The organism is Mesorhizobium sp. M0040, from assembly GCF_040323505.1.
In the GTDB taxonomy this organism is placed as follows: domain Bacteria; phylum Pseudomonadota; class Alphaproteobacteria; order Rhizobiales; family Rhizobiaceae; genus Mesorhizobium.
This window is the reverse complement of sequence record NZ_JAMYVA010000017.1, coordinates 108,622-123,200: the sequence shown is the minus strand read 5'-3', so window position 1 is coordinate 123,200 and position 14,579 is coordinate 108,622. Positions and strand designations below refer to the sequence as shown.

General features: G+C 62.3%; 16 protein-coding genes. 11 read left to right on the top strand and 5 right to left on the bottom strand.

Going from position 1 to position 14,579, the window contains the following annotated elements:
• Nucleotides 1–243 precede the first annotated feature (243 nt).
• From ligA to NKJ91_RS17305, 5 genes are all read left to right on the top strand, one after another.
• Entirely contained in the window at nucleotides 244–2,451 is a 2,208-nt protein-coding gene (gene ligA, locus NKJ91_RS17325) for an NAD-dependent DNA ligase LigA (protein ID WP_352456557.1), read from the top strand.
• Nucleotides 2,451–3,143: a DUF2461 domain-containing protein gene (locus NKJ91_RS17320; RefSeq protein WP_352456556.1), complete on the top strand. Its 693-nt coding sequence runs from the start codon at nucleotides 2,451–2,453 to the stop codon at nucleotides 3,141–3,143. The genes ligA and NKJ91_RS17320 overlap by 1 nt, the downstream gene beginning before the upstream one ends.
• Nucleotides 3,144–3,265: 122 nt before the next feature.
• Nucleotides 3,266–3,994, top strand: a complete 729-nt coding sequence (locus tag NKJ91_RS17315) for an AzlC family ABC transporter permease (protein ID WP_352456555.1) — start codon at nucleotides 3,266–3,268, stop codon at nucleotides 3,992–3,994.
• Nucleotides 3,991–4,287, top strand: a complete 297-nt coding sequence (locus tag NKJ91_RS17310) for an AzlD family protein (protein ID WP_352456554.1) — start codon at nucleotides 3,991–3,993, stop codon at nucleotides 4,285–4,287. The genes NKJ91_RS17315 and NKJ91_RS17310 overlap by 4 nt, the downstream gene beginning before the upstream one ends.
• A 316-nt stretch (nucleotides 4,288–4,603) precedes the next feature.
• Nucleotides 4,604–5,494, top strand: coding sequence for a LysR family transcriptional regulator (locus NKJ91_RS17305; protein WP_352456553.1), 891 nt, complete (start codon nucleotides 4,604–4,606; stop codon nucleotides 5,492–5,494).
• Here the strand turns inward: NKJ91_RS17305 and NKJ91_RS17300 are convergent.
• Entirely contained in the window at nucleotides 5,484–7,328 is a 1,845-nt protein-coding gene (locus NKJ91_RS17300) for an aminopeptidase P family protein (RefSeq protein ID WP_352456552.1), read from the bottom strand. The genes NKJ91_RS17305 and NKJ91_RS17300 overlap by 11 nt on opposite strands.
• Nucleotides 7,329–7,529: 201 nt before the next feature.
• Between NKJ91_RS17300 and NKJ91_RS17295 the strand changes: the two genes are divergently transcribed.
• Nucleotides 7,530–7,709: a hypothetical protein gene (locus NKJ91_RS17295; protein WP_031211768.1), complete on the top strand. Its 180-nt coding sequence runs from the start codon at nucleotides 7,530–7,532 to the stop codon at nucleotides 7,707–7,709.
• Nucleotides 7,710–7,748: 39 nt separating this feature from the next.
• Here NKJ91_RS17295 and NKJ91_RS17290 read toward each other — a convergent pair whose 3' ends face one another.
• On the bottom strand, nucleotides 7,749–8,621 hold the full coding sequence (locus NKJ91_RS17290) for a 50S ribosomal protein L11 methyltransferase (RefSeq protein WP_352456551.1): 873 nt from the start codon (nucleotides 8,619–8,621) through the stop codon (nucleotides 7,749–7,751).
• Between the two features lie 11 nt (nucleotides 8,622–8,632).
• Entirely contained in the window at nucleotides 8,633–9,211 is a 579-nt protein-coding gene (locus NKJ91_RS17285) for an SCO family protein (protein WP_352450110.1), read from the bottom strand.
• A gap of 205 nt (nucleotides 9,212–9,416) precedes the next feature.
• On the opposite strand from NKJ91_RS17285, the gene NKJ91_RS17280 reads away from it, so the two are divergent.
• The 3 genes from NKJ91_RS17280 to NKJ91_RS17270 all read left to right on the top strand — a co-directional run bounded on the left by NKJ91_RS17280 (nucleotide 9,417) and on the right by NKJ91_RS17270 (nucleotide 11,245).
• A complete protein-coding gene (locus NKJ91_RS17280) occupies nucleotides 9,417–9,905 on the top strand; it encodes a CreA family protein (protein WP_023676745.1) in 489 nt (162 codons plus the stop codon).
• A gap of 97 nt (nucleotides 9,906–10,002) precedes the next feature.
• On the top strand, nucleotides 10,003–10,644 hold the full coding sequence (locus NKJ91_RS17275; RefSeq protein ID WP_352456550.1) for a DapH/DapD/GlmU-related protein: 642 nt from the start codon (nucleotides 10,003–10,005) through the stop codon (nucleotides 10,642–10,644).
• A gap of 169 nt (nucleotides 10,645–10,813) precedes the next feature.
• Nucleotides 10,814–11,245 (top strand): low affinity iron permease family protein, encoded by a 432-nt coding sequence (locus NKJ91_RS17270; protein WP_352456549.1) that lies wholly within the window; start codon nucleotides 10,814–10,816, stop codon nucleotides 11,243–11,245.
• A gap of 69 nt (nucleotides 11,246–11,314) precedes the next feature.
• On the opposite strand, the gene NKJ91_RS17265 is transcribed toward NKJ91_RS17270, so the two are convergent.
• Nucleotides 11,315–12,187: an SDR family NAD(P)-dependent oxidoreductase gene (locus tag NKJ91_RS17265; RefSeq protein WP_352456548.1), complete on the bottom strand. Its 873-nt coding sequence runs from the start codon at nucleotides 12,185–12,187 to the stop codon at nucleotides 11,315–11,317.
• A 128-nt stretch (nucleotides 12,188–12,315) separates the two neighbouring features.
• Between NKJ91_RS17265 and NKJ91_RS17260 the strand changes: the two genes are divergently transcribed.
• The gene (locus NKJ91_RS17260) at nucleotides 12,316–12,597 is read left to right on the top strand and encodes a hypothetical protein (protein ID WP_029351415.1); all 282 of its coding nucleotides are present in this window, start codon (nucleotides 12,316–12,318) and stop codon (nucleotides 12,595–12,597) included.
• Between the two features lie 7 nt (nucleotides 12,598–12,604).
• Here NKJ91_RS17260 and NKJ91_RS17255 read toward each other — a convergent pair whose 3' ends face one another.
• Nucleotides 12,605–13,180 (bottom strand): TMEM175 family protein, encoded by a 576-nt coding sequence (locus NKJ91_RS17255; RefSeq protein ID WP_023676740.1) that lies wholly within the window; start codon nucleotides 13,178–13,180, stop codon nucleotides 12,605–12,607.
• A gap of 182 nt (nucleotides 13,181–13,362) precedes the next feature.
• Here NKJ91_RS17255 and NKJ91_RS17250 point away from each other — a divergent pair, with 182 nt between their 5' ends.
• The gene (locus NKJ91_RS17250; RefSeq protein ID WP_352456547.1) at nucleotides 13,363–14,571 is read left to right on the top strand and encodes an MFS transporter; all 1,209 of its coding nucleotides are present in this window, start codon (nucleotides 13,363–13,365) and stop codon (nucleotides 14,569–14,571) included.
• The last annotated feature ends 8 nt before the right edge of the window (nucleotides 14,572–14,579 follow it).

Here is a 14,579-nt window from a genome sequence, read left to right as displayed (position 1 = left end):
CATCACAGCCATCATGCGAAAGCTCATCATCCTCGCAAACGCACTACTCAGGGACAATCGGACCTGGACACCATCTCTCCCTTGACCAACACGGATACTCTAGACGAGTTCGTTTCCGGCGCTCGCGACCTGAGTCAGGGTCTGGCGCCATCCTGCTGTTCAGGAATGATTTTCCGTGCCTGGTCTCTCCCTCGTGAGAGAATCCTGTTCTATTGTGTCGCGCCACCGTGGAGGGAGCAGTGCATGGACGAAAAACCAGTCGATTTGCTCAGCGAAAGCGAGGCGGCAAGCGAGTTGAAGGGGTTGGCGCAGGCGATCGCCGAGCACGACCGGCGCTACCATGGCGAGGACGCGCCGATAATCACGGATGCGGAATATGACGCGCTGACCCGGCGCAACCTCGCCATCGAGCAGCGGTTCCCGCATCTTGTGCGCGAGGATTCGCCCTCACGCAGGGTCGGCGCGCCGCCGGCGGAAGGTTTTGCCAAGGTGCGCCACGCGGTGCCGATGCTCAGCCTTGCCAAGGCCTATACCGACCAGGACGTCGCGGACTTCATAGAACGGGGCCGGCGATTCTTTGACCGCGACAAGGATCTGAACATCGCCTTCACGGCGGAGCCGAAGATCGACGGGCTATCGGCTTCCCTGCGGTATGAAGGCGGTGTGTTCGTGCAGGGAGCAACGCGCGGCGACGGCGTGGTCGGCGAGGACATCACCGCCAATCTCAGGACCATCGCCGATATTCCCAAGACCTTGAAGGGATCGGACTGGCCCGAGGTCATCGAAATACGCGGTGAGGTCTATATGACCTACGCGGAATTCGAGGCGCTGAAGCAACGTTCGGCGGCGATAGGCGGCCAGGATTACGTCAATCCGCGTAACACGGCGGCCGGGTCGCTCCGCCAAAAGGACCCGTTAGTTACCGCCAGCCGCAACCTTAAATTCTTTGCTTACGCCTGGGGCTATACTTCAAAGGATCCAGCTCCGACCCAATACGATTCCGTGCAAAAATTCGCGGAGTGGGGATTCAAGGTCAGCCCGCTGATGGTCCGGGCAAGATCGGTCGAGGAACTCGTCGCGCACTATCACCTAATCGAGACCCAGCGCTCATCGCTGGGCTACGACATCGACGGCGTCGTCTACAAGGTCGACCAATTGGAGTTGCAGCGCAGATGGGGCTTTGTCACCGGCGAACCACGCTGGGCGATCGCTCACAAATTTCCGGCCGAACAGGCGATGACGACCGTGCTCAGGATCGACATTCAGGTCGGCCGTACCGGTACGCTGGCGCCCGTTGCCCGGCTTGCGCCCGTCACGGTCGGCGGCGTCGTGGTCGAAAATGTCACGCTTCACAACGAAGACTACATCAAGGGTCTGGACAGCAACGGCCAGCCGATCCGCGACGGCTATGATGTGCGTATCGGCGACACGGTGGTCATCCAGCGGGCAGGGGACGTCATTCCGCAGATCGTCAGCGTCGTAGCCGACAAGCGTCCGCCAGATGCGGTGCCCTACGAATTCCCGTACAAATGTCCGATCTGCGGCTCGCCGGCAACGCGCGAGATCAACGAGAAGACCGGCAAGGAAGATTCCCGCCGACGGTGCACCGGCGAGCTGATCTGCCCCGCGCAGGCCGTGGAAGGATTACGCCACTTTGTGTCGCGCGGCGCCATGGATATCGAAGGCCTGGGCGCCGAAAACATAGACCTGTTCTTCAATGCCGGGTTGGTCAAGACAGCCGCCGATATCTTCACCCTCCGGGACCGCCGTCCCGCCGTCACCAAGGCGCTGGCGGAGCGACGGGAGGAGCAGGCCAGGCAGCGCGAGGCCGCATCGGGCAAAACGCGCAAGAATGTACGGAGCGTCGAGGAACGCAACTATGACGGCCTCGACAAGCTCTTCGCTGCCATCGACGCCCGCCGCGAACCCGAACTCGATCGCTTCATCTTTGCGCTGGGCATCCGCCATATCGGCGAAACGACGGCCGCTGTGCTCGCCCGAACCTTCTCGACGATCGAGGAGTTGATCCGCATTGGCAAGGAGACAGCAGCGGCAGCCGATCCACACACCGTTTTTCCTTCGATCAACGGCATCGGCGATACCGTGATAGGCGCGCTTCGCGATTTCTTCGGCAATGAACGCAACGACGCCGTGCTTGAAGCACTGCTCACACAGATCCATCCGAAGCCGTACATTGTGAACGTCTCAGCCGATAGTGCGGTCGCCGGCAAGACAATTGTGTTTACAGGCACGCTGGAAAAGATGACGCGCCCGGAGGCCAAGGCGATGGCCGAACGTCTCGGCGCGAAGGTCGCCGGCTCGGTTTCCGCGAAGACCGATCTTCTGGTGGCAGGGCCAGGCGCCGGTTCCAAGCTGAAGGACGCGACCAAATTCGGCATCGAGGTGATCGACGAGGACACCTGGTTGCAGCGGATCGGCAAGGGCGCGTGATGGCTGCTGCGTTCAACGGTTTTGGGCAAAAGGCCATTCCCTTCCTCAAGGCGCTGGATTTTCATCAGAGCCGGGAGTGGTTTTTGGAAAACCGCGACCTTTTCGAACGCGACCTGCGCGATCCCTTCGGCGATCTGGTCGAGACGCTCTCCGAGCGCTTCATGGCATTGGGGCTCGGCCTGCGCGGCGACCGCAAGAAGTCGCTGTTCCGGATTAATCGCGATGTGCGTTTCGCCAAGGACAAACGGCCTTATAACCGGCATTTGTCGGCGATCCTTTCGCCCGACGGCACCAAGATGGAACAGGGCGTGTTTTACGTCCATATCGGGCTCGAGCGCTGCTTTGCCGCCATTGCCTGGTGGCAGCCCGGACCGGAGCTATTGCTGGCGCTGCGCAACGCGATCGCGAAGCGGCCCGCTGAATTCCGCAGCCTCGTTGCGGCGCTGAAGAAGAACGGCCTCGAGTTCGACCCGGACGGCTGCATGAAGCGCACGCCGCGCGGCTTCGAGCATATCGCCGAGCCCGATCTCGCTGCCGCGATCCGCAACCGGCATTTTGCCGTCCGGCACGCAATCGAGCCGGCGGATATCTACGGAGCTGGATTGGTCGACGAACTCGTCGACTTCGTCATGCAGGCAAAACCGCTGCTTGACTGGGGCAGGGCGATCGAAGGCAAGGCTTCGCCGCGCTAGGCTCGGAAGCGAGCTTGCCGCGACGCTTCAGCCATCATTTCCGCTGATCGTTTGCCTCAAGCAAATTGGTGTGACAAGCCGGGCCGCTCTCTCTACATACGGCCGTTCCCAAGGAGCGATCGATGTCGGCGGAAGCAATCTCCGAAAACGGAGCGAAAAGCGATTTCTGGGACGGCGTGCGGCTCAGCATGCCCGTCGTGGTGGCGTCGGCGCCGTTTGCATTGCTGTTCGGTGCGCTCGCAGTCGACAACGGGTTTTCCGTGCTCGAAGCGTTCCTGATGAGCGCAACGGTGTTCGGCGGCGCCAGCCAGATGGTCGGCATCGAGCTGTTCGGCCAGCATGTCGCGCCGTGGCTGATCGTGCTGTCGATCTTCGCGGTGAATTTTCGCCATGTGCTCTATTCGGCTGGCATCGGCCGACGCATCGCGCATTGGCCGCTGATCCAGCAGGCGATAGGCTACTTCGTGCTTACCGATCCGCAGTTCGCGGTGGCCGAGCGCAAGGCTGAGGCCGGCGAGACCGTCGGGTTCACCTGGTATATGGGGCTTGGGCTGCCGGTCTATGTGTTCTGGATCATCGAAAGCGCGCTCGGCGCGATGTTCGGCAAGCTTATTCCCGACACCCATGCGTTGGGCATCGATTTCCTGCTGCCGATCTATTTTCTCGGCCTGGTCATGAGCTTCCGCAAGCGGCCGCTGTGGCTGCCGGTGGTCGTCGCCAGCGCTGCCGCCTCCATCATTGCATACAAAACGGTCGGCTCGCCCTGGCATGTCTCCATCGGTGCGCTGGCCGGCGTGCTGCTCGCCGTCATCCTGCCGCCCCGCCACAGCGGCGTGGAGGCACGGCCATGAGCACGACCTTGTGGATCATCATCGCCGGTTCCATCGCGACCTATCTGACCCGCATCGGCGGTCATCTGGTGATCTCCCGCTTCGACCATATCCATCCGCGCGTCGAGGCCGGGCTCAGCGCCGTTCCGGCGGCGGTGCTGACCACGCTGGTGGCGCCGGCGGCGCTCAGCGCCGGGCCGGCGGAATGGGCAGCCTTGATCGTTGCCGGCCTTGTCTCACTGCGCGGCGGTCTGATGGCGATGTTCCTGGCGGGTGCTGCCGTGCTGATCCTCGCGCGGCAGCTCGTCGGCTGATCGACTTTTGCTTTGGCGGCGAGAGCACACATGCGCTTTACCGCAGCGACTATTGCCGCACCGACCCGCGACAGGCTCAGCCGGATCGCCTCCGCTCTCTCCTGGTGGGCGCCAAGCACGGCGTCGCTATAGAGCGCTTCGCGCTGCTTCGGCGTCAATGCGCTTAGATCGATCGGCTGGATGCCGAAGGGCTCACGCGACATTTCCATCTCCCCTGGTTTGCCGTGTTGATCGGCAGCTACACCGGCGATTTACGGGAAAGGCGTAATCAGTTAAAATGAATAATTAAGATCGTTATGTTCTCCAGGAGAGATGTATGGATTTGGCCGATCTGCGCATCTTCCGCACGGTGGTGCGCGAGGGTGGAATCACCAGGGCGGCGGAAAAACTGTTTCGCGTGCAGTCGAACGTGACCACACGCATCCGGCAGCTCGAGGAGGATCTCGGCGTGCAGCTGTTTATCCGGGAGGGCAAGCGCCTGCACGTATCGCCGGCCGGTCACAGATTGGTCGGCTACGCGGATCGGCTGCTGGCGCTTGCGGAGGAGGCGCGAACGGCGATGCTCGATCCACGCCCGCGCGGCACTCTTCGCCTAGGTGCTATGGAGAGCACCGCCGCGGCACGGCTTCCAAGTCTGCTCGCCGAATACCATGCACGGCATCCCGAAGTGGAAATCCAGTTGCGCACCGGCAATCCGCAGGTTCTCGCGACCGCCATGCTTGCCGGTGAGCTCGATGCTGCGTTCGCCGCCGAGCCGATCGCTGACGTTCCGTTCGAAAAGCTGCCCGCATTCCACGAGCAGCTGGTCATTGTCTCGGCGGCATCGCGCGTTTCGGTCGAAGACCACCTGGACATGCCCAAAACCATGATAGCCTTCGAGCACGGCTGTCCGCACCGCAAGCGGCTGGAACAATGGTATGCGCGCAGAGGGTTCATGGCCGAGAAAACCATCGAGCTTGGTTCATACCATGCCATCCTTGGTTGCGTGGTGGCTGGCATGGGCATAGCGCTGATGCCGAAAAGCGTGCTTTCGGGTTTCCCGGAAAGCCGCTGGCTAAAGCTGCACGAACTGCCCTCTGACGAAGACAACGCCGTCACGGTGTTGTTCTGGCGCAAGGGAGCCGGTTCTCCCAACGTCACCGCTTTGCAGGGACTGCTTGCGGAGCAAAGCCTGTCAACCGGCGATGCCGCCGCGGCTATTGCTTGAAGTCGTGCGGCAGCGGCGCGGTTGCCTTTTCCAGCCAGGCCAGCGTTTCGCCGTCGAGCATCGGTCCGATCTCGGCCAGTACGCGCGCATGGTATTCGTCAAGCCAATGCAACTCGTCGCGGGTTAAAAGGTCCGATCGGACCAGCCGCTTGTCGATCGGCGCCAGCGTCAGTGTCTCGAAGGCGTGCATGGCGATGTCGCCGCCCTCGATTGCCTCGGCCGGTGTCACCAGAATCAAGTTCTCGATGCGGATGCCGTAGGAACCTTCCTTGTAATAGCCGGGCTCGTTGGAGACGATCATGCCGGCCAGCAGCTTTTCGGTACCGGTCTTGGCGATACGCTGCGGGCCCTCATGCACGGCAAGATAGGAGCCGACACCGTGCCCGGTGCCATGGGCGAAATCGCAGCCGTGTCTCCATAGCGCCAGGCGCGCCACTGCATCGATTTCGGAGCCGCGCGTGCCCTGGGGGAAGCGCAGCATGGAGATGCCGATCATGCCTTTCAGCACCAGCGTGAAGCGCTCGCGCATCTCCTCGGTTGGCGCGCCAATCGGAACCGTGCGGGTAATGTCGGTGGTGCCGTCCTGGTACTGCCCGCCGGAATCGAGCAGGAACAGCTCGCCATCCCCCAGCTTGCGATTGGTGGCGCGGGAGACGCGGTAGTGCATGATGGCGCCGTTAGGACCAGCGCCGGAGATGGTATCGAACGATACGTCGCGCAGCGGCATCTGCGTTTCTTCGCCGGTCTGACGGCGCGTCTCCTCAAGCCTGGTGACAACGGCGATTTCGTCGAGCGTGCCGGGCTTCTGGCGGTCGAGCCAGCACAGCAGCTTGGCGACCGCGGCGCCGTCGCGGCGATGTGCGGCGCGTGCGCCGGCGATCTCAGCTTTGTTCTTTGTTGCGCGTGGAATGCGGGCCGGATCGGCCGTGGCAATGACGGTGCCGCCATTATCCTCGACCAGCATTCTGAGCTTGTCCGCCGCGAGAACCGGGTCCAGCGCGATTTTTGCGCCGCCCTTGGCCCGAGTGACGATTGCCGTTTCGAATTCACCTGGTTCGTGCAATTCGGCGAGCTGCGTCAGGTAGGCCGCGACGGTGCGCGAAAACTTGCGCTGGTCCATGAAAAGCAGATGCGAGCCGTCGGCGGCGAGCACGGCAAAGCCGAGCGCCAGCGGTGTGTGCGGTACGTCGCCGCCACGGATGTCGAAGGCCCAGGCAATGGAGGAGGGGTCGGTCAGTACGGCATGGGTGGCGCCGTCCTTCTCGATGGCCGCCGCCAGCCGCACCAGCTTGTCCTTGGCCAGTTCGCCGGCAAAGCCGATCGGGTGGATCTCGACCGGCGCCAGTGGCGGCCCGGGCTGGTCCTGCCAGATGGCGTCGATTGGATTTTGTTCGAGCGGCACCAAAGTCGCGCCGGACTTCTCGGCCGAGGCCTTCAGCGCCTTGACGTCACTGATCGTATGGAGCCACGGATCGAAGCCCAACCGCACGCCCTTGCCGAGATTGTCCTTTATCCAGTTGGCCGGCGGGTTGTCGACAAGGCTCTCGATCGAAAAGATGTCGAGATCGACCTCCTGGCGCACCTGCAGCGTGTAGCGCCCGTCGACAAACATGACGGCGCGCTCGCCAAGCACAATGGCGACTCCGGCCGAGCCGCTGAAGCCGGTCAGCCATTTCAGCCGTGCCGAGCGATCGGCGACATATTCGCCCTGGTGCTCGTCGGCACGGGGCACAATGAAGCCATCCAGCCCGTTCGCCGCCAACCATTGGCGCAGCATTGCCACGCGCGGCTTGCCAACGGCCGGATCGCCGGCGGAATCGAAGGTCTGGAACATGTCGGCTCTCCTCGAATGCTGGCGCGACCGTAGCGCATGACCTCGAAAATCGGAATCGATTTTCGGAACGATCATTCCCGGTTGCTGCGTGTCTCTTTGCGCATGGAGGCCATGCAGAATCGGCGATTTCAAAAAGCGTCAGCAAGGCTTACCTTCTTCACGTGGAGGAAAGAGTCCTATTGCCCTGCAAAGGAGACCGTCATGTCCACGATTTCACCTAGACGCGGATTTTTCAGAAACGCTGTGAAAGCGCTGATCGAAGCTCGCCAGCGCGAGGCGAGCCGGTATGTGAGCGGCGTTCTGCTTGGCTTTGACGACGAAACGCTGAAAGCTCACGGCTATGATCGCGAACAGCTGAAGAAAGCGGCGAACTCGCGCTAGGTCCGAGCTGATTCCGGCTTGCGTTGAAGGCGCTGCGCCTCAGCGTTTGAGGTGAATCGTCACCCAGCCCTCGCGGTGCAAGGTGCGGACGTGCCGGAATTTCTGGCCGACATAGGCCGCGATTACCGCATCGCGCTGGCGCTCGAGGATGCCCGACAAAACGATCGAGCCACCGAGCGCGATATGTCCGGCCATTTGCGGCGCCAGACGCATCAGCGGCCGCGCCAATATGTTGGCGACGATCAGGTCGAAGGGCGCACGCGCGGCAAAGATCGGATGATGAAAACCGGGCGCCGCCACCGTTTCAATGAGCCCCTTGACCTGGTTCAGCCGCGCATTGGCGGCGGCCACCTTGACGGCGACCGGGTCGATGTCGGTCGCCAGCACCGGTATATGCGCGAGCCTGGCCACCGCGATGGCGAGCACCGCGCTGCCGGTGCCAAGGTCGAGCGCGTTGCGCGGATGCTCGCGCCGTACGACCTGCTCCAGCATTTCGAGGCAGCCGGCGGTGGTGCCGTGATGGCCGGTACCGAAGGCAAGGCCGGCCTCGATCTCGATGGCGAGCTCGCCGCTGTGGCGCTTCCTGCGGTCATGCGCGCCATGGACGAAGAAGCGCCCGGCCCGCACCGGCTTCAATCCCTCCAGCGAGCGCGCCACCCAGTCGATGTCGGGCAGCGCTTCGCGCGCTATCGGTTTCGACAGCGACAGTCCGGCAAGGATGTCCCTAAGCCGCGCCTCGACCGCATCGACGTCGTCGTCGGCATAGAGCGATACTTCGTGGATGTCGCGGTCCTCGTCGACCTCGAGCACCGCAATCGGCAGGCCCTCATCGTCGAATGCCGCACCGAGCGCCGCGAAGATGCGATCAGCCTCGATCTTGCCCGCGGTGAAATACAAACGCGTCTGCGTCATTACCGGATGTGTCAACCTTCCGCCGCCAGCCGTTTGAGCTTGGCGATGGCGGCATCCGGGCTTTCGCCATAGGCAATGGTGCCGGCGAAATCGCCCTTGGCGTTGAGCAGCAGCACCGAAGCAGTGTGGTCCATCGTGTAGTCGCCGTCGTTCGTGTCGACTTTCTTCCAGTAGATGCCGAAGGACTTGGCCATGGCGTGGACCTTGTCGGGATCGCCTGATATGCCGAGGATGCGATCGGAGAAATTGCTGACATAGGTGTTCATGATTTCGGGCGTATCGCGCTCCGGGTCGACCGTAACGAAATAGGCGCGCAGGTTCTTGCCGTCGTCGCCCATCGTCTTCAGCCAGCCGGCCAACTCGAAAAGCGTGGTCGGGCAGACTTCCGGACAGTGTGTGAAGCCGAAGAAGACGACGCTGGGGTGGCCGCGAAAGGCGGCTTCGGTGACCGGCGCGCCCTTCTGGTCGACCAGCGTGAAAGGTGCTCCGAACGGCTCGCCGCCATAGTGTCCGCGGTACCAGTCGAAGGTGAGCCAGCCGATTCCGGCGGCCATCAGGACGAGAATACCGACCAGAATTGAACGCATCATCAGTGAAGTCCGTCGTTATTTCCATCGGGCGCCGGGTTGGCGCCGTGAAGGCCCTGGCTTGGCGAACACTCTTAGCGGTTCGGTCGCGCCGACGCAAAGATGTCGCGTTGCCGCAACCGGCAATCCTGTGGGAGGCGATCTGCTTGCAAAGCGCTGCCGTTCGTCCCACCTGAGGTCGGCAAAATTCGAACCGCAGGAGGCCTCTTTGCGAAAACTGATTGGCGGCGCGTTGGCCGCATGCCTTGTCATTGGCGCCGGCGCGGCCGCCGCCGAGGAAGTCGGCAAGGTCGGCGTCGATTGGCTCGGCAACGATATCATCGTCGAGGCGATCAAGGATCCGAAGGTCGAGGGCGTGACCTGCCACGTCTCCTATTTCGACCGTGGCGTGATCGACCGCCTGCAGAAAGGCAACTGGTTCGAGGACCCGTCCGATTCTTCGATCTCCTGCCGCCAGACCGGCCCGATCACCATTGGCGACATCGACATGAGCGAGGCCGGCGAGGAGGTGTTCAAGCAAGGCATCAGCCTGATCTGGAAGAAGCAGGTGGTGAACCGCATCTACGACAAGGCCAACGAGACCCTGATCTACCTGTCGCATTCACGCCAGGTGCAGGACGGCTCGGCAAAAATGTCGGTCACCACCGTGCCGCTCTACGGCCAGAACGTGGTGTGGACCAGCGGCAAGCCGAAATAGAGACTTAAAGGTGCTACAGGGTCCTTGGCGCGTCCAAACGGATGCGCGGCGCTGCACTCGGCTTGCGAGACTATGCGCGCGGGCGTAAAGCGCGCGCATGGACCGTCCCGAACACCTTGTCCTGAAAGATCCCGAGCCGCGCATCCATCCGACGGCGGAGCTGAAGGCGTGCAAGCTTGGACGCTACGCGTCGATCGGCGAGCGGGTCATCCTGCGCGAGGTGACGGTCGGCGACTTTTCCTACTTCGAGCGCCACGCCGAGGCGATCTATACGACGATCGGCAAATTCTGCTCGATCGCCGCCAACAGCCGCATCAATGCGCTGGAGCATCCGGTCGAGCGGCTGACGCAGCACAAGATCAGCTATCGGCCCAACGAGTATTTCCGCTGGCTGGGTGTAGATCAGGCGTTCCGCGACCGGCGGCGGGCGAAAGCCGTCAGCATCGGCCATGATGTCTGGATCGGCCATGGCGCCGTGATCATGCCTGGCGTAGTGATCGGCAACGGCGCGATCGTCGGTGCCAACGCGGTGGTGACGCGAGACCTGCCGGCCTATGCAATCGTCGCCGGCGTTCCGGCCAGGCCAGTGCGGCAGCGCTTCAGCGCGGAAACTGCGGCCCGGATCGAACGGCTTGCCTGGTGGGACTGGCCGCTCGAGAAACTGGCCAGGGCAGTCCCCGACATGCAGGCCTTGCCCATCGAGGCTTTCCTCGACCGCTGGGAAAACGGCGCCGCCTGACTTCGGGCGTATCTGCAAGCGGTCCGACGGCCTGCGCGATCTGCTCCTCCAACAATGTACCCGCGACCTTCCGCCACGAGGGAACCAGGAGCGGCTGCCAACTGTTTCTGCAGACACAATGAACTCGGCTTCCGTCCGGGTTCGTCGCCCGGCTGTTGAGGGAGTTTGAATGATTGAGAAGCTTTTCACCAGGATCGCCAACAACGTCGCCCATTTTGCCGGCCTGCCGCCGACGTTTGCCGTCTGTTTCCTGATCATCGTCGTCTGGGCGGCAAGCGGGCCGATGTTCGGCTTTTCGGACACCTGGCAGCTCGTCATCAACACCGGCACGACGGTCGTCACCTTCCTGATGGTGTTTCTCATCCAGAACACCCAGAACCGCGATGGCGCTGCGATCCAGGCGAAGCTCGACGAATTGATCCGGGTCAGCACAGCCCAGAACACCTTCATCGGTATCGAACACCTGACTGAGACCGAGGTCGAAGAGATCCGCAAGAAATGCGAACAGGCAGCGAAGCGGCATGATCAGAAGCTTGCCGAGTTGTCAGCCGAGAAAGCCATGGCGAAGAAGCGGAACACGAAGAAGCACGCGGCGGCGTAATATAAAGGTCCGGCGCATACCTGCGAAGATCGGATCCGATTCTTTGCTACTGTGATCTTCGGTTCGGGATCATGCGGTGCGTGTCATGAATGCCGCGAAAGCATCTTTGTAGTCCGGGTGCCAGCGCGACAGGGCAGGGCGATTCTCGATGAGGTCGCCAATCGCCCAGGCCATGCGCTTTTCGTCCATGGACCGGGTCGCCTCGTTATCGGGACACAGGATGTAGAAATCGCCACGCAGTAGCGAGGCCAGCATGAAGTCGATGACCTGCTCGCCGGTCCAGGCGCCGGCCGGCTTTTCGGTCGCACCTTCGGTCAGGCCGGTAAAAGTGAACCCGGGGATAAGCAGATGCGCCGCGACACTGGCGCCCGGCTCGTTGCGCAGCGCGTGCGCCAGGCCTTCGGTATAGGTCTTCACGCCCGCCTTGGAAACGTTGTAGGCGAGGTTGCCGGGCGGCGTGGTGATGCCTTGCTTGGAGCCGGTGTTGACGATCAGGCCCGGCTTTCCCGCCGCCAGCATGCGCGGCGCAAAGGCCTCGACGCCATGCACGACGCCCCAGAAATTGATATCCAGCAGCCGTTTCCAGGCGTCGCGGTTCTCCCACGGCTTGCCGGGATTGTTGCCGACGCCGGCATTGTTCATCAGCAGCGATACGTCGCCGAAGGCGCCGAATGTCCTTTCGGCCAGCCGGTCGAGTTCGTCGGCCTTCGAGACATCGGTGGCGACGGCAAGTACGGCGCTGTCGCCGGCGATGGCGGCGACGGCGCGTCGGGCCTCATCGAGGCGTGCGCCGCCAATATCGACCAACACGATGTTCATGCCCATCGCCGCCAGCCGTTTGGCCGCGGCAAGGCCGATGCCGCTGGCCGCGCCAGTGATGACGGCGACATTGCCGGAGGCAAGTGCGGGCAGGGCGGTCTGGATCTCGGCGTCGGTGGTCATGATTTTCTCCTGTTCTGGCCGCGGCGAACTTAGCGCGGAAAGAGGCTCGCGCAAGCCGGTGCCGGCATCTTCGGGTTGACCGCATCGGCGGCGCTGCGCATGCTGATATCGAAAAAGGAGACTGACGATTGACCGACTGGATCGAGATCCTGAAAGAACAGACCGCAACCGGCGACCAGATGAGCCGCGAAGTGCCGCAAATGCTTGCCAATCCCGACATCAGCGAAGCGCAAGTGAAAACGCTGTTTTCGGCGCTCGAAAAACAGGCGGAGTTCGTCGAAAAGCTGCGTATGGCGCTTGAGAAATTCGGCCATGATTTTTCAGTGATCAAGGCGGCCGAGCGGCTGGAGGAGCGCTACGCCGACCTTGCCGCTTCGGTAGCGGAAAAGCTGAAAGCAATGCGAGGCTAGAAGGGGCCTATTTCTCGATCAGCCGCTCGAAGCGCCTGTCCGGCACGAACCAGATCATCGCCACCAGGACATAGATCGAGACACCGATCCAGTGATTGACGAAGGTCAGCGCGATGGCGGAAAGATAGAGGACCAGCGAGATCTTTCCCTTGAGGTCATTGCCCAACGCCCTGGCGAAGAGAGTCTCGTTGCCGTGCAGTCGATGCAGGGCCATGGTGAGGATGTTGAAGCCGATGGCGCAGAGCGCCAGGTCGACGCCATAGACGGCAACCGGCACCGGCGCGAAATGGTTCTCACCCATGAAGGCTGTCGTCGCCGGCATCAGCGATAGCCAGAACAGCAGGTTGAGGTTCGCCCACAGCACGCGGCCGTCGACCCGCTGCACGGTATGGAACATGTTGTGCAAATTGTTCCAGTAGATGCCGACATTGATGAAGGACAGCACATAGCTGAGGAAGATCGGCCAGAGTGGTGCCAGCGCGGAAAAATCCTCGCCATGCGGCACCTTCAATTCCAGCACCATGATGGTGATGATGATGGCGACCACGCCATCGGTGAATGCCTCGACTCGTCCCTTGCCCATGAATCTCCCCTGACAATCCGCTGAAGTTAGAAGAGGATATCACTCGGCGCTATCGGCAAAAGCTGCCCAAGTTGTCAGGAGCAAGCCAAGTTGTCAGGAGCAAGAAGGGGAGGGGAACGGCTGACGCGAAAACGGCGTTAGAGTGTCAGGTCCCGAATATCACGCTATCAAAGGTCGAAAAAATGACAGCTCACGCTCAAGTCATGACGCGCGATCACGAACTCGGCGGCCGCGCTGCAGCGGCCGCCGTGGCCGCCATGATTGCGGCTCTTTTCGCCGGCAGCACGGCGCTGACGCCGCTTTACATCATCTACAAGCAGCTCTTCGGCTTCTCGCAGATCACTTTGACGCTGGTCTACGCCGTCTATGTCATCGGCAATCTGGCAGCGCTTCTGATGTTAGGGCGTGTGTCCGATGTCATCGGGCGCCGTCCAATGGCATTGGCCGGGATGGCGGTGGCCGTGGTCAGCGCGGTGGTTTTCCTGTTCGCCGAAAATGTCGCCTGGCTCGATATCGCCCGAATTCTGAGCGGACTGGGAATCGGCGTTGGCGCGGGCACCGGCACCGCCTGGCTCGCCGAATTGCTCCCGACCGACGACAAGTCACAGGCGGCGACGATTGCCACCAGCACCAATTTTCTCGGCCTCGGCCTCGGTGCGCTGGGGGCCGGGTTGCTCGCCGAATACGCGCCTTGGCCGCTCAGGCTGACATTCGTCGTCTACCTGGCGATGCTCGCGACTGTAACCCTGCTGGTCTGGCGCACGCGGGAAACCGTTTCGCGGCCGGGGAAACTGGCTGACGTTTCGATGCGCCCGCGGCTTTCCGTGCCCGATGACATCCGCGCAAGTTTCGTTGCGCCGGCGGTGACCGGCTTTGGCGCAATGGCGCTGGTCGGCTTTTATGCAGCACTCGCACCGAGCATTTTGGCGCAGCAGCTGCAGGTAACCAACCATGCCGAAGCCGGCGCTCTGTTCTTTGAATTGGCGATCGTGACGGCCGCCACCATTGTAGCGACGGCACGTCTTTCGAGCCGAGCTGCGATGTTCGCGGCGCTTGCGCTGATGATCCCAACCGTCGCGCTGATTGTTGCGGCGCAGGTCTTCGCCTCGATGGCCATAATGGTCGCCGCAACTGCTCTGTGTGGCGTGTCGGCAGCGCTCGGCTATCGCGGCGGCTTGCAAGTGGTGAACGAGATCGCGCCGGCGGACCGGCGCGCCGAAGTCGTCTCGGCCTTCTTCATCTGCTGTTTTTGCGGCAACGCGCTGCCGGTCATCGGCATCGGCGTTCTGTCGACGGTGGCAGGTGCGACCGTGGCAAGCCTGGCCTTTGCCGGCATGATTGTCGTCTTTTCCCTGGTCGCTCTCGGGTTTGGCGCGAAATACGCGCGCTGAGCCGACCT

Bases quoted from the DNA above. Each gene is read 5' to 3' on its own strand.
- NKJ91_RS17300 (WP_352456552.1), bottom strand. From the start codon at position 7,328: ATGTTCCAGACCTTCGATTCCGCCGGCGATCCGGCCGTTGGCAAGCCG.
- NKJ91_RS17305 (WP_352456553.1), top strand. From the start codon at position 4,604: ATGGATTTGGCCGATCTGCGCATCTTCCGCACGGTGGTGCGCGAGGGT.
- NKJ91_RS17315 (WP_352456555.1), top strand. From the start codon at position 3,266: ATGTCGGCGGAAGCAATCTCCGAAAACGGAGCGAAAAGCGATTTCTGG.
- NKJ91_RS17295 (WP_031211768.1), top strand. From the start codon at position 7,530: ATGTCCACGATTTCACCTAGACGCGGATTTTTCAGAAACGCTGTGAAA.
- NKJ91_RS17285 (WP_352450110.1), bottom strand. From the start codon at position 9,211: ATGATGCGTTCAATTCTGGTCGGTATTCTCGTCCTGATGGCCGCCGGA.
- NKJ91_RS17310 (WP_352456554.1), top strand. From the start codon at position 3,991: ATGAGCACGACCTTGTGGATCATCATCGCCGGTTCCATCGCGACCTAT.
- NKJ91_RS17250 (WP_352456547.1), top strand. From the start codon at position 13,363: ATGACAGCTCACGCTCAAGTCATGACGCGCGATCACGAACTCGGCGGC.
- NKJ91_RS17255 (WP_023676740.1), bottom strand. From the start codon at position 13,180: ATGGGCAAGGGACGAGTCGAGGCATTCACCGATGGCGTGGTCGCCATC.
- NKJ91_RS17265 (WP_352456548.1), bottom strand. From the start codon at position 12,187: ATGACCACCGACGCCGAGATCCAGACCGCCCTGCCCGCACTTGCCTCC.
- NKJ91_RS17290 (WP_352456551.1), bottom strand. From the start codon at position 8,621: ATGACGCAGACGCGTTTGTATTTCACCGCGGGCAAGATCGAGGCTGAT.
- NKJ91_RS17320 (WP_352456556.1), top strand. From the start codon at position 2,451: ATGGCTGCTGCGTTCAACGGTTTTGGGCAAAAGGCCATTCCCTTCCTC.
- NKJ91_RS17275 (WP_352456550.1), top strand. From the start codon at position 10,003: ATGGACCGTCCCGAACACCTTGTCCTGAAAGATCCCGAGCCGCGCATC.
- ligA (WP_352456557.1), top strand. From the start codon at position 244: ATGGACGAAAAACCAGTCGATTTGCTCAGCGAAAGCGAGGCGGCAAGC.
- NKJ91_RS17270 (WP_352456549.1), top strand. From the start codon at position 10,814: ATGATTGAGAAGCTTTTCACCAGGATCGCCAACAACGTCGCCCATTTT.